Source organism: Streptomyces sp. KMM 9044 (assembly GCF_024701375.2).
GTDB lineage: Bacteria > Actinomycetota > Actinomycetes > Streptomycetales > Streptomycetaceae > Streptomyces.
In genome coordinates this window covers 1901777-1915417 of the sequence record NZ_CP113910.1, presented here as the reverse complement: position 1 = coordinate 1915417, position 13641 = coordinate 1901777, and the positions used below count along the sequence as shown (strand labels likewise).

At 72.5% G+C, this 13641-nt stretch carries 7 protein-coding genes and 1 pseudogene; 7 read left to right on the top strand and 1 reads right to left on the bottom strand.

What is annotated here, in order from left to right; all coding sequences use genetic code 11:
* The first annotated feature begins 30 nt into the window (after positions 1–30).
* The 3 genes and pseudogenes from smc (at position 31) to ftsY (ending at position 6320) form a co-directional block, all read left to right on the top strand.
* Positions 31–3723, top strand: coding sequence for a chromosome segregation protein SMC (smc, locus tag HUV60_RS08560; RefSeq protein ID WP_257847981.1), 3693 nt, complete (start codon positions 31–33; stop codon positions 3721–3723).
* 236 nt (positions 3724–3959) lie between these two features.
* Positions 3960–4757, top strand: a pseudogene (locus HUV60_RS08555) (MFS transporter); the annotation flags it as partial.
* A 363-nt stretch (positions 4758–5120) separates the two neighbouring features.
* Positions 5121–6320, top strand: a complete 1200-nt coding sequence (gene ftsY, locus HUV60_RS08550; RefSeq protein ID WP_257850122.1) for a signal recognition particle-docking protein FtsY — start codon at positions 5121–5123, stop codon at positions 6318–6320.
* 101 nt (positions 6321–6421) lie between these two features.
* Here ftsY and HUV60_RS08545 read toward each other — a convergent pair whose 3' ends face one another.
* Positions 6422–7096, bottom strand: coding sequence for a bifunctional DNA primase/polymerase (locus HUV60_RS08545; RefSeq protein ID WP_257847982.1), 675 nt, complete (start codon positions 7094–7096; stop codon positions 6422–6424).
* Positions 7097–7540: 444 nt separating this feature from the next.
* On the opposite strand from HUV60_RS08545, the gene nsdA reads away from it, so the two are divergent.
* The 4 genes from nsdA (at position 7541) to HUV60_RS08525 (ending at position 13629) form a co-directional block, all read left to right on the top strand.
* Positions 7541–9034 (top strand): transcriptional repressor NsdA, encoded by a 1494-nt coding sequence (gene nsdA / locus HUV60_RS08540; RefSeq protein ID WP_257847983.1) that lies wholly within the window; start codon positions 7541–7543, stop codon positions 9032–9034.
* Between the two features lie 419 nt (positions 9035–9453).
* On the top strand, positions 9454–10794 hold the full coding sequence (locus HUV60_RS08535) for an ammonium transporter (protein WP_257847984.1): 1341 nt from the start codon (positions 9454–9456) through the stop codon (positions 10792–10794).
* The gene (locus HUV60_RS08530; protein ID WP_042168077.1) at positions 10791–11129 is read left to right on the top strand and encodes a P-II family nitrogen regulator; all 339 of its coding nucleotides are present in this window, start codon (positions 10791–10793) and stop codon (positions 11127–11129) included. Before HUV60_RS08535 ends, HUV60_RS08530 begins: the two co-directional genes overlap by 4 nt.
* Before the next feature lie 28 nt (positions 11130–11157).
* The gene (locus tag HUV60_RS08525) at positions 11158–13629 is read left to right on the top strand and encodes a [protein-PII] uridylyltransferase (RefSeq protein WP_257847985.1); all 2472 of its coding nucleotides are present in this window, start codon (positions 11158–11160) and stop codon (positions 13627–13629) included.
* The last annotated feature ends 12 nt before the right edge of the window (positions 13630–13641 follow it).

Sequence of the window (13641 nt, the reverse complement as noted above, 5' to 3'; positions counted from 1 at the left end):
GGACATCCCGGGCAGGTAAAGTCCGGCGGCGTGCACCTCAAGGCCCTGACCCTCCGTGGCTTCAAGTCGTTCGCCTCGGCGACCACGCTCCGGTTCGAACCGGGGATCACGTGCGTCGTCGGACCGAACGGCTCGGGCAAGTCCAACGTCGTGGACGCGCTCAGCTGGGTCATGGGCGAGCAGGGCGCCAAGTCGCTGCGCGGCGGCAAGATGGAGGACGTCATCTTCGCCGGCACCACCGGCCGCCCGCCGCTCGGCCGGGCCGAGGTGTCCCTGACCATCGACAACTCCGACGGGGCCCTGCCCATCGAGTACGCCGAGGTCACCATCACGCGGATCATGTTCCGCAACGGCGGCAGCGAGTACCAGATCAACGGCGACACCTGCCGCCTCCTCGACATCCAGGAACTGCTCTCCGATTCCGGCATCGGCCGTGAGATGCACGTCATCGTCGGCCAGGGCCAGCTGGACTCCGTCCTGCACGCCGACCCGATGGGCCGCCGCGCCTTCATCGAGGAGGCCGCGGGCGTCCTCAAGCACCGCAAGCGCAAGGAGAAGGCGCTGCGCAAGCTGGACGCGATGCGGGCCAACCTCGCCCGCGTGCAGGACCTCACCGACGAACTGCGGCGCCAGCTCAAACCCCTCGGCCGCCAGGCGGCGGTCGCCCGGCGGGCCGCCGTCATCCAGGCCGACCTGCGCGACGTCCGCCTGCGCCTCCTCGCCGACGACCTCGTACGCCTGCGCGAGGCCCTCACGGCGGAGATCGCCGACGAGGCCGCCCTCAAGGAGCGCAAGGACACCGCCGAGCAGGAACTGCGCAAGGCCCTCCAACGCGAGGCGGTTCTCGAGGACGAGGTCCGGCGCCTCACCCCGGGCCTGCGGAACGCCCAGCAGACCTGGTACGAGCTCTCCCAGCTCGCCGAGCGGGTGCGCGGCACCGTCTCGCTCGCCGACGCGCGCGTGAAGAGTGCCACCTCCGCCCCCCCCGAGGAGCGCCGCGGACGAGACCCCGGGGACCTGGAACGCGAGGCCGCCCGGATCCGCGAACAGGAGGCCGAGCTGGAGGCCGCCCTCGAAGCCGCCGAACGTGCCCTGGAGGACACGGTCGCCCACCGCGCCGTGCTGGAACGCGACCTCGCCCAGGAGGAACGGCGCCTGAAGGACACCGCCCGCGCCATCGCCGACCGGCGCGAGGAACTCGCCCGCCTCACCGGAAAGGTGGGCGCCGCCCGCTCGCGCGCCGCGGCGGCCCAGGCCGAGATCGAGCGCCTGGCGGCCACCCGGGACGAGGCCCGGGAACGGGCCGCCGCCGCCCAGGAGGAGTACGAGACCCTGCAGGCCGAGGTCGACGGCCTCGACGCCGGCGACGCGGACCTCGCCGGACAGCACGACGGGGCCAAGCGGCGGTTCGCCGAGGCAGAGACCGCCCTCACCGCCGCCCGCGAGGCGGCCACCGCCGCCGAACGCGAGCGCGCGGCGACCAGGGCCCGCCACGAGGCCCTCGCCCTGGGCCTGCGCCGCAAGGACGGCACCGGCGCCCTGCTCGCGGCCCAGGACCGGCCAACCGGACTGCTCGGCCCCGCCGCCGAACTGCTCACGGTCGCCCCGGGCCACGAGACCGCCCTCGCCGCCGCCTTCGGGGCCGCCGCCGACGCCCTCGCCGTGGCCGGCCCCGCCGCCGCCGCCGAGGCGATCCGCCTGCTGCGCGCACAGGACGCGGGCCGCGCCGCCCTGCTCCTCGCCACCGGCCCGAACGCGGTGCGTACCGGGGCATCCGACGGCCCGCACGAGCCGCTCACCGGCGTATCCGACGGACCGCGGTACGCCGCCGATCTGGTGCGCGGGCCCGCCGAGCTGCTGCCCGCCGTACGCCGGCTGCTGCACGGGATCGTCGTCGTCGGCACCCTGGAGGACGCCGAGGAACTGGTGTGCGGGCGGCCCGAGCTGACCGCCGTGACCACCGAGGGCGACCTGCTGGGCGCGCACTTCGCGCACGGCGGTTCGGCGGGCGCTCCGAGCCTGCTGGAGGTGCAGGCCTCCGTGGACGAGGCCGCCGCCGAGCTGGAGGAGCTCGCCGCGCGGTGTGAGGAGCTGACCCGGGCCCAGCACACGGCGGCCGAGGAACGAGGGCGGTGCGCCGCCCTCGTCGAGGAACTGGGGGAGCGACGCCGGGCGGCCGAGCGGGAGAAGTCCTCCGTCGCCCAGCAGCTCGGCCGGCTCGCCGGGCAGGCCCGTGGGGCCGCAGGGGAGGCGGAGCGGTCCGCCGCTGCGACGGCCCGCTCGCAGGAGGCCCTCGGCAAGGCGCTCGACGACGTGGAGGAACTCGCCGAACGGCTTGCCGTCGCCGAGGAGATGCCGTTCGACGAGGAACCCGACACCTCCGTGCGCGACCGGCTCGCCGCCGACGGGGCCAACGCCCGCCAGACCGAGATGGAGGCCCGCCTCCAGGTGCGCACGCACGAGGAGCGGGTCAAGGGGCTCGCCGGGCGGGCCGACTCCCTGGACCGTGCCGCCCGTACGGAACGCGAGGCACGCGCGCGTGCCGAGCAGCGGCGGGCCCGGCTGCGGCACGAGGCGGCCGTCGCCGGGTCCGTCGCCGCCGGTGCCCGGCACCTGCTCGCGCACGTCGAGGTGTCCCTCGCGCGTGCCGACGAGGAGCGCACCGCCGCCGAGGCGGCGAAGGCCCGCGGCGAGCAGGGGCTCGCCCGCGCGCGGACCGAGGGACGCGACCTGAAGGCGGACCTCGACAAGCTGACGGACTCGGTGCACCGGGGTGAAGTGCTCGGCGCCGAGAAGCGGCTGCGGATGGAACAGCTGGAGACCAAGGCCCTGGAGGAGCTGGGTGTCGAACCCGCCCACCTCATGGCCGAGTACGGCCCGCACCAGCCGGTCCCGGCGGCACCGCCCGCCGGGGCCGGGCCGGGTGGAGAGCTCCCGGACACGGGCGGTCCGGTGGGTCCGGGGGGTCCGGGGGATCCGGACGAAGGACGGCCCAAGGGCTCCGACGGCTTTGGCGACGGCACCACAGAGGGACGGAAGCCGAGGAACGGGGTCCCCCGCCCCTTCGTCCGCGCCGAGCAGGAGAAGCGGCTGAAGGCCGCCGAGCGGGCCTACCAGCAGCTCGGCAGGGTGAATCCGCTCGCCCTGGAGGAGTTCGCCGCGCTGGAGGAACGCCACCAGTTCCTCGGTGAGCAGCTGGAGGACCTGAAGAAGACCCGCGCGGATCTGCTCCAGGTCGTCAAGGAGGTCGACGAACGCGTCGAGCAGGTCTTCAGCGAGGCCTACCGGGACACCGCCAGGGAGTTCGAAGGAGTCTTCTCGCGGCTGTTCCCCGGCGGCGAGGGGCGGCTGGTGCTGACGGATCCCGACAACATGCTCACCACGGGTGTGGACGTCGAGGCGCGTCCGCCGGGCAAGAAGGTCAAGCGGCTGTCACTGCTCTCGGGCGGAGAACGGTCACTGACCGCCGTGGCGCTGCTGGTGTCGATCTTCAAGGCGCGGCCGAGCCCGTTCTACGTCATGGACGAGGTCGAGGCCGCGCTCGACGACACCAACCTCCAGCGGCTCATCCGGATCATGCAGGAGCTGCAGGAGGCCTCGCAGCTGATCGTGATCACGCACCAGAAGCGCACCATGGAGGTCGCCGACGCGCTCTACGGCGTCTCCATGCAGGGCGACGGTGTGTCCAAGGTCATCAGCCAGCGCCTCCCCCGGGCATTCTGACCGTCTCTTGAACTCACTGGCTTCACATTTTGAACTCAATCCTGTCGTACGCGTGCGGGCATTACCTGAAACATCCGCCTTTTCCCTCCCTCACCCTTCCCTCGCTCTTCCCTCTTGACTTCAAAACTTGAAGTCATAGGCTCTTCGGCGTCATTTTTACCTTCAGGTACCTTCAGGTGGACCTCGAAGGGCTGAACCCCCACCGGCGATGCTGCCGGTGGCCCGAGGAGTTACACGTGACCAGCTCAGTGCAGGCACAGAAGTCAGGAGCCGGTACGGCTCACCCCGATCATCTCGGGCACGTCGTCTTCATCGCGGCGTCGGCCGCCGTGGGCGGTTTCCTCTTCGGCTACGACAGTTCCGTGATCAACGGCGCCGTCGAGGCCATCCGCGACCGCTACGACGTCGGTTCGGCCGCTCTCGCCCAGGTCATCGCGATCGCGCTGATCGGCTGCGCCATCGGTGCCGCCACCGCCGGCCGCGTGGCCGACCGCATCGGCCGCATCCGGTGCATGCAGATCGCCGCGGTCCTGTTCACCGTCAGCGCCGTCGGCTCGGCCCTGCCGTTCACGCTGTGGGACCTCGCCGTGTGGCGGGTCGTCGGAGGCATAGCCATCGGCATGGCCTCGGTGATCGGCCCGGCCTGCATCGCCGAGGTCGCCCCGCCCGCCTACCGCGGCCGGCTCGGCTCCTTCCAGCAGGCCGCGATCGTCGTCGGCATCGCCGTGTCGCAGCTGGTCAACTGGGGCATCCTGAACGTGGCCGGCGGAGACCAGCGCGGCGAACTGCTGGGCCTGGAGGCCCGGCAGCTCATGCTCGGCGAGATGTTCCCCGACCGGATCCGCGCCGCCGCCCTGGGCGTGGCCGCCGCCGCGCAGTGGATCGCCAACTGGGCCGTCACCGCGAGCTTCCCGTCACTGGCCGACCGGAACCTGTCGGCGACCTACGTGGTCTACACGGTCTTCGCCGCGCTCTCCATCCCGTTCGTCCTCAAGTTCGTCAAGGAGACGAAGGGCAAGGTCCTGGAGGAAATGGACCGACCGCGGCCGCAGGGCCGATACCGGCGGGTCCCCTCGGGCCGGCCCGCCCCCGGACGGGGGAGAAGGGTTCAAGTCCCCGCTGTCCCTCTCCTCGTACCACCGTCGCCCCGGCCCGGACGGAGTCCGGGCCGGGGCGACGGTGTGCCGCACAGCCTCCGGCACCTCGTCCCGGAGGGAAGCGTACGGCCGTGACGGGCACGACCTCGCCTCCCCACCGTGCACCGGGCGGGCTGTGGGGGCGGACCACGACCGGCGGGGCGTCAGGTCGTCGGGCCACAGGCGCCCGACGGAACGGGGCGCGTCGCACGGGCCGCCATCGGCACGGCAGGGGTGCCCATGGCTGATACTGAGGCTGTTATGGACATCGTCATCCTTGCTGTAGTCATCGCCGTGGTGGTGGTCGGCGCGCTCGGCGGGCTCATCGTCGGCAGCCGCCGCAAGAAGCAGCTGCCCCCGCCGCCACCCGCTGCCCCCGACATCACCGCCCCACCGGCCGAGCCGCACGTCGGCGACGAGGCCGAGACGCCGCGGGAGGAACCGCGGCGCACCGTAGAGGAGGTTGATCTTCCGGACGGCTCCGCCCCGGTCATCGTCGAGGAGCCGCCCGCCGAGGCGCCCGCGATCGAGATCCCGGAGCCCACCGCAGGCCGGCTCGTCCGGCTGCGTGCCCGTCTCTCCCGTTCGCAGAACGCGCTCGGCAAGGGCCTGCTCACCCTGCTGTCCCGCGAGCACCTCGACGAGGACACCTGGGAGGAGGTCGAGGACACACTGCTCACCGCCGACGTCGGCGTACAGCCCACGCTGGAACTGGTCGAGCGGCTGCGCGAGCGCGTGAAGGTGCTCGGCACGCGCACCCCCGCCGAGCTGCGCGGACTGCTCCGCGAGGAACTGCTCGCACTGGTCGACCCCGGCATGGACCGCACCGTGCACACCGAGAACGAGACCGGCGGCCCGGGCATCGTGATGGTCGTCGGGGTCAACGGCACCGGCAAGACCACCACCACCGGCAAGCTCGCCCGGGTCCTGGTCGCCGACGGCAACACCGTGGTCCTGGGCGCCGCCGACACCTTCCGCGCCGCCGCCGCCGACCAGCTCGAGACCTGGGGCGAGCGGGTCGGCGCCCACACCGTGCGCGGCCCGGAGGCCGGAGACCCGGCCTCCGTCGCGTTCGACGCGGTCAAGGAGGGCAAGGAGATGGCCGCGGACGTCGTGCTCATCGACACCGCCGGCCGGCTGCACACCAAGACCGGCCTCATGGACGAACTCGGCAAGGTCAAGCGGGTCGTGGAGAAGCACGCCCCGCTGGACGAGGTGCTGCTCGTGCTCGACGCCACCACCGGCCAGAACGGCCTGGTCCAGGCCCGGGTCTTCGCCGAGGTGGTCGACATCACCGGCATCGTGCTCACCAAGCTCGACGGTACGGCCAAGGGCGGCATCGTGGTCGCCGTCCAGCGTGAACTGGGCGTCCCGGTCAAGCTGATCGGCCTCGGCGAGGGCGCGGACGACCTGGCGCCGTTCGAGCCGGACGCGTTCGTGGACGCGCTGATCGGAGAGTGAGACCCCGGGGCGGCCGGCCGGACCGGACCGCCGTGGAAACGCGAAGAAGCGCCCGCTTCCGGTACCCGGAAACGGGCGCTTCGCCATACAGGCACGTTGGCCTACGCCTGTAACCGGTGCACCACGTAGGCCAACGTGCCCAGCACCAGGCGGGCCTCCGGCGGCCGGAGTGCCGAATCGAGGGCGGGGGAGCGCAGCCAGCGCACCGGGCCGAGGCCGCCCCGGTCGGACGACGGCGCCGTGATGTGCGTGCCGGGGCCGAGGCCGCGCAGGTCGAGGGCGGCCGGGTCGTCCCAGCCCATGCGGTAGAGCAGCTCGGGCAGCGCGACGGCGGCGCCGGGGGCGACGAAGTACTGGGCCCGGCCGTCCGGGGTGGCGGCGACGGGCCCGACAGGCAGGCCCATGCGCTCGAGCCGTGCCAGAGCACGGCACCCGGCGGGTTCCGCCACCTCGATCACGTCGAACGCCCGCCCGACCGGCAGCATCATCGCGGCGCCCGGGTACTCGGCCCAGATCTCCGACACGTCGTCCAGCGGGGCCCCGGCGGGGATCTCCGGCGCGAAGTCCAGCGGATGCGCGCCCGGCGCCCGGCACCCCGCCCGGCCGCAGGAGCAGGCCCCGGCGGCGGCGCGGGCGCCCGGCACGACGTCCCAGCCCCACAACCCGGTGTACTCCGCCACGGGGGTGCCGCCGGGCCCGCGGCCCCGGCGGCGCGAGCCGGACCGGATGTCACGGATGTCACGGATGCCCCGGCTGATACCGATCGTGAAGCCCATGCCCCTCCAACGGGTCCGACGCGCCGTCGGTTACGCAGCGGGAGCGATGCGTGACCCTCTGTGTCTCGGCTTTCCGGTGCGCCCTTGTCCGGTCGGCGCTTGGAAGCGCCCGGGGTGGTGTGCGCAATGGCGCGCGCCCCCGAGTGTGTCGCCGCACCACTTTTGGCTGTCACATGTCAAGTGAAGCGCGGGTCGGCCACCGTGAATTCATTCGATGGGGTGGCGAATGGTGGCGATCCCGGGTTCGCCATGGCTGGACGGGTGATCGTGGGGCTACTTTGTGTGCACGGTCCTTCGGGGCACATGTGCCTATGGGTATGCCGGAGGCAACTCGGCATTCCGTTCGAAGGGTGAGGACCGCCGGACGGCGGTCCCGGCAACCGGCATTCCGACAGGGCTTGGCGCACTCAGCGGCAACTGGTTTTCAGGGAGGGGGGCGTTCCAGTGAGCGGCAACGGCGGTGGCGGTACGAACGCTGTGAGCAATCAGAAGCGTCCGAACGAGCTGCTCGCCTCGTGGTTCGTCCGCAGCGGCTGGTCCAAGGGCGAGCTCGCCCGCCAGGTCAACCGCAGAGCCCGTCGGCTGGGCGCCAACCACATCTCCACCGACACCTCACGCGTGCGCCGCTGGCTGGACGGCGAGAATCCGCGCGAGCCCATCCCCCGGATCCTCTCCGAGCTGTTCTCCGAGCGCTTCGGCGTCGTCGTGCCCGCCGAGGATCTGGGCCTGCGCGCCACCCGGCCCTCGCCCTCCGCCACCGGCGTCGACCTGCCCTGGACGGGTCCGCAGACCGTGGCCCTGCTCGGCGAGTTCTCGCGCAGCGACCTGATGCTCGCGCGGCGCGGTTTCCTCGGGGGTTCGCTGGCGCTCTCCGCGGGCCCGTCCCTCATCGAGCCCATGCAGCGCTGGCTCGTCCCCTCGCCGGCCGCGGCGCAGTCCCTCCCGGAGCCCGAGCCGGTCTCCGCCGGCTGCGCGCGCGGCCGGCTGTCCCAGCCGGAGCTGGACCTGCTGGAGACCACCACCGTGATGTTCAGGCAGTGGGACGCCCAGTGCGGCGGCGGCCTGCGCCGCAAGGCGGTCGTCGGGCAGCTCCACGAGGTGACGGACCTGCTCCAGGAGCCCCAGCCCGACCCGGTCCGGCGGCGCCTGTTCAAGGTCGCCGCCGAGCTCGCCGAACTGGCCGGCTGGATGTCGTACGACGTCGGACTGCAGCCCACCGCGCAGAAGTACCACGTCCTCGCCCTGCACGCGGCGAAGGAGGCCGGGGACCGACCGCTCGGCTCGTACATCCTGTCGAATCTGAGCCGTCAGATGATCCACCTCGGCCGGCCCGAGGACGCCCTGGAGCTCATCCATCTCGCGCAGTACGGCAGCCGCGACTGCGCGAGCCCCCGCACCCAGTCGATGCTGTATGCGATGGAGGCCCGTGCCTTCGCCAACATGGGCCAGCCCGGCCGGTGCAAGCGCGCGGTCAGGATGGCCGAGGACACCTTCGCCGAGGTCGACGAGTGGGACGAGCCGGACCCCGACTGGATCCGGTTCTTCTCCGAGGCCGAGCTGTACGGCGAGAACTCCCACTCCTTCCGCGACCTCGCCTACGTGGCGGGCCGCAGTCCCACGTACGCCTCGCTCGCCGAGCCGCTGATGCAACGGGCCGTCGAACTGTTCGCCGCGGAGGCCGACCGGCACCAGCGGTCGTACGCCCTCAACCTGATCGGCATGGCCACCGTCCACCTGCTCCAGCGCGAGCCCGAGCAGGGAGCGGTTTTCGCCACCGACGCCATCAAGGCAGCCAAGAAGGTCCGCTCCGAGCGCGTCAGCACTCGTATCCGAAAGACGGTCGCCACGGCCGTCCGCGACTTCGGTGACCGGGCCGAGGTCGTCGACCTCACCGAGCGGCTCGCCATCGAACTGCCGGAGACCACCGAAGCGGTCTGACGCCCGGGAATCCCGCAGACCCCCGGGAAAACCCAGAGCCCCGGCCGCGGCCGGCCCTCCCGAACTGCCCGACTCGGCTCCCCCGTGCCAGGTCATCGGAAGGCCCGCCGCGGCCGGTTCTGTTTTCTGCGCCTGAGCCGGCGCCGCTCTCGCGGCTGTGCTGCTCGTCGTCGTGGTTGCTCAACCGGTGGTTGCGGTGTCCTGTGGCGAAGGTTGCGCCACGATAACGATCGACACATCCCGGATCCGGCAGTTCATCGACGTGTAACACACCGGGCGCCTTCGTCACGGCGGCGAAACAGTGAGGGGCTTCCACCGAAACGGCGCTGCGCGAATCTCTTGGCGCAGAACCGGCCCGCCCCTCACGACCCGCTCAGGCTTCGCCCGCACGGGGCCGTACCAACGACGAGGAGACGCCGATGGCACCAGCCATCACCCTTGCCGCAGAAGCGCCCACGCTCTCTGCCGCCAACACAGGGTTCATGCTCATCTGTTCCGCTCTGGTGATGCTCATGACGCCAGGCCTGGCCTTCTTCTACGGAGGCATGGTCCGGGTAAAGAGCACTCTGAACATGCTGATGATGAGCTTCATCAGCCTGGGAATCGTCACCATCCTGTGGGTGCTGTACGGCTTCTCCATGGCGTTCGGCACCGACTCCGCCGGTCTTGTCGGCTGGAACTCCGACTGGGTCGGCCTCAGCGACATCGGCCTGACCGAACTCTGGGACGGCTACACCATCCCCGTATTCGTCTTCCTGGTCTTCCAGCTGATGTTCGCCGTCCTCACACCCGCCCTGATCAGCGGCGCGCTCGCGGACCGCGTGAAGTTCACCGCGTGGGCGCTGTTCATCGCCCTGTGGGCCACCATCGTCTACTTCCCGGTCGCGCACTGGGTCTGGGGCTCCGGCGGCTGGGCCTTCGAGCTGGGCGTCATCGACTTCGCCGGCGGTACGGCCGTCCACATCAACGCGGGTGCCGCCGCACTCGGTGTCATCCTGGTGATCGGCAAGCGGGTCGGCTTCAAGAAGGACCCGATGCGCCCGCACAGCCTGCCGCTGGTCATGCTCGGCGCCGGGCTGCTGTGGTTCGGCTGGTTCGGCTTCAACGCCGGTTCCTGGCTCGGCAACGACGACGGCGTCGGCGCGCTGATGTTCGTCAACACCCAGATCGCCACCGCCGCCGCCGTCCTCGGCTGGCTCGCCTACGAGAAGATCCGCCACGGCGCCTTCACCACGCTCGGTGCCGCCTCCGGTGCGGTCTCGGGTCTCGTCGCCATCACCCCGGCCGGCGGAGCGGTCACCCCGCTCGGCGCGATCGCCGTCGGCGTCATCGCCGGTGTGCTGTGCGCCATGGCCGTCGGCCTGAAGTACAAGTTCGGCTACGACGACTCCCTGGACGTCGTCGGCGTCCACCTCGTCGGCGGCATCCTCGGCTCCCTCCTCGTCGGCCTCTTCGCCAGCGGCAAGGGCCAGTCCGAGGTCGAGGGACTCTTCTACGGCGGCGGCCTCGACCAGTTCTGGAAGCAGTGCGCCGGTGTCTTCGGTGTCCTCGCCTACTCCCTGGTCGTCTCCGCGGTCCTCGCCCTCCTCCTCGACAAGACGATCGGCATGCGAGTCTCCGAGGACGACGAGGTCGCCGGTATCGACCAGGTCGAGCACGCCGAGACCGCATACGACCACAGCGGTGCCGGTGGCGGCGCCGCCCGCAGCACCACCACCCCGCCCGCAGCCCGGGCCGAGAGCAAGAAGGTGGACGCATGAAGCTCATCACCGCCGTCGTCAAGCCGCACCGGCTCGACGAGATCAAGGAGGCCCTGCAGGCCTTCGGGGTACACGGCCTGACGGTCACCGAGGCCAGCGGCTACGGCCGCCAGCGCGGCCACACCGAGGTCTACCGCGGTGCCGAGTACACCGTCGACCTGGTCCCCAAGATCCGCATCGAGGTGCTGGTCGAGGACGACGACGCCGAACAGCTCATCGACGTCGTCGTCAAGGCGGCCCGCACCGGCAAGATCGGTGACGGCAAGGTCTGGTCGATCCCGGTCGACACGGCCGTACGGGTCCGGACCGGCGAGCGCGGGCCGGAAGCGCTCTGAGGAACACCGACGGAACAGGAGTCGCCGGGTGACGAGCACCGACACGCACAACGAGACACAGGACTCGGGACCCAGCGGCTACGCGGCGGCCCGGCTGCGCCTCCTCACCGAGGGGACGCAGTCCGGGCCGCCGCGCCGTGCCGCCCTCGCCCGGCTCACGGACGACTGGCTCACCGCGCTGTTCACCGCGGGCACCGGACAACTGCGCGGTGCCTCCCTGATCGCGGTCGGCGGCTACGGGCGCGGCGAACTGTCCCCGCGCAGCGACCTCGACCTGCTCCTGCTGCACGACGGCAGCGACCCCAAGGCCGTCGCCGCCCTCGCCGACCGGCTCTGGTACCCCGTCTGGGACCTCGGCATCGCCCTCGACCACTCCGTACGCACCCCGGCCGAGGCCCGCCGCACCGCCGGCGAGGACCTCAGGGTCCAGCTGGGCCTCCTGGACGCCCGGCACATCGCCGGAGACCTCGGCCTCACCGCCGCCCTGCGCACCACCCTCCTGGCCGACTGGCGCAACCAGGCACCCCAACGCCTCCCCGAACTCCAGGAACTCTGCGCCGAACGCGCCGAACGCCACGGTGAGCTGCAGTACCTCCTGGAACCCGACCTCAAGGAGGCCCGCGGCGGGCTGCGCGACGCCACCGTCCTCCGCGCCGTCGCCGCCTCCTGGCTCGCCGACGCCCCGCGCGAAGGCCTCGCCGACGCCCGCCGCCGGCTCCTCGACGTACGGGACGCACTGCATCTGACGACCGGCCGCGCCACCGACCGGCTCGCCCTCCAGGAACAGGACCAGGTCGCCGACGAACTCGGCCTGCTCGACGCCGACACCCTGCTGCGTCAGGTGTACGAGGCCGCCCGGGGCATCGCGTACGCCGGCGACGTCACCTGGCGCGAAGTCGGCCGGGTCCTGCGCTCCCGGGCCGTGCGACCGCGGCTGCGCGCCATGCTCGGCGGCGGAAAGCAGAACGCCGAGCGCTCGCCGCTCGCCGAGGGCGTCGTCGAGCAGGACGGCGAGGCGGTCCTCGCCCGCGCCGCCCGTCCCGAACGCGACCCCGGGCTCCCCCTGCGAGCCGCGGCCGCCGCAGCACAGGCGGGGCTCCCGCTGTCGCTCCACGCCGTCCGGCGCCTCGCCGCCACCGTGCATCCGCTGCCCACCCCCTGGCCCGCCGAGGCCCGCGAACAGCTGGTGACCCTGCTCGGCTCCGGCCGCCCCACCGTCGACGTCTGGGAAGCACTGGAGGCGGAAGGCCTGATCACACGGCTGCTGCCGGACTGGGAGCGGGTCCGCTGCCGCCCGCAGCGCAACGCCGTGCACCTGTGGACCGTCGACCGGCACCTCATCGAAACGGCGGTCCGCGCCTCCGCCTTCACCCGGCGCGTGCACCGCCCCGACCTGCTCCTGGTCGCCGCGCTGCTGCACGACATCGGCAAGGGCTGGCCCGGCGACCACTCCGTGGCCGGCGAGACCATCGCCTCGGACATGGCCGCGCGGATCGGCTTCGACCGCGCCGACGCGGGCGTCCTCGCCACCCTCGTACGCCACCACCTGCTGCTCGTCGAGACGGCAACCCGCCGCGACCTCGACGACCCGGCCACGGTGCGCGCGGTCGCCGACGCGGTCGGCACCCAGGGCACCCTGGAACTGCTGCACGCCCTGACCGAGGCGGACGCGCTGGCCACCGGACCGGCGGCCTGGTCGTCCTGGCGCGCCTCACTCGTCGCCGACCTGGTCAGACGCGTCTCGGCGCTTTTCGCCGGGGAACCGCTGGAAGAACCCGGGACCGCCGCACCCACCGCCGAACAGGAACGGCTCGCCCTGGAGGCGGTCGCCACCGGCGGCCCGGTACTGTCCCTGCGCGCCCAGACCGAACCGCCGGCCGGGCCGTCAACGGAAACACCGGCAGGACCGGAGCGGGCGGGCGAGCCGGAACCCCTCGGCGTGGAGCTGCTGATCGCCGTACCCGACCAGGCGGGCGTGCTCCCCGCGGTCGCCGGGGTGCTGGCGCTGCACCGTCTGACCGTCCGCACCGCCGAACTGCGCACCCTCGACCTGCCGGAGGGCGTCGAGGGCTCCGTCCTGCTGCTCGACTGGCGGGTCGCCGCAGAGTACGGCTCGCTGCCCCAGGCCACCCGCCTGCGCGCCGACCTCGTCCGCGCCCTGGACGGCACCCTGAACATCGCCGGCCGCCTCGCCGAACGCGACGCCGCCTACCCGCGCCGCCGGGGTGTGGTCCCGCCCCCGGCCCGGGTGACGGTCGCCCCGACCGCGTCCCGCCTGGCCACGGTGATCGAGGTCCGCGCGCAGGACGCACCGGGGCTGCTGTTCCGGATCGGGCGGGCACTGGAGGACGCGGGGGTGCGGGTGCGGAGCGCGCATGCGAGCACGCTGGGTGCGAACGCGGTCGACGCCTTCTACGTGACGCAAGCGCTGGGTGTGCCATTGCCGGGTGGAGAGGCGGAAGCGCTCGCGGGGAAGCTGGAGGAGATTTTGCGGGCGTGACCTTTCGGCCGT

Coding starts and splice junctions, on each gene's coding strand:
- ftsY (WP_257850122.1), top strand. CDS start 5,121: ATGGACATCGTCATCCTTGCTGTAGTCATCGCCGTGGTGGTGGTCGGC.
- HUV60_RS08530 (WP_042168077.1), top strand. CDS start 10,791: ATGAAGCTCATCACCGCCGTCGTCAAGCCGCACCGGCTCGACGAGATC.
- HUV60_RS08535 (WP_257847984.1), top strand. CDS start 9,454: ATGGCACCAGCCATCACCCTTGCCGCAGAAGCGCCCACGCTCTCTGCC.
- HUV60_RS08545 (WP_257847982.1), bottom strand. CDS start 7,096: ATGGGCTTCACGATCGGTATCAGCCGGGGCATCCGTGACATCCGTGAC.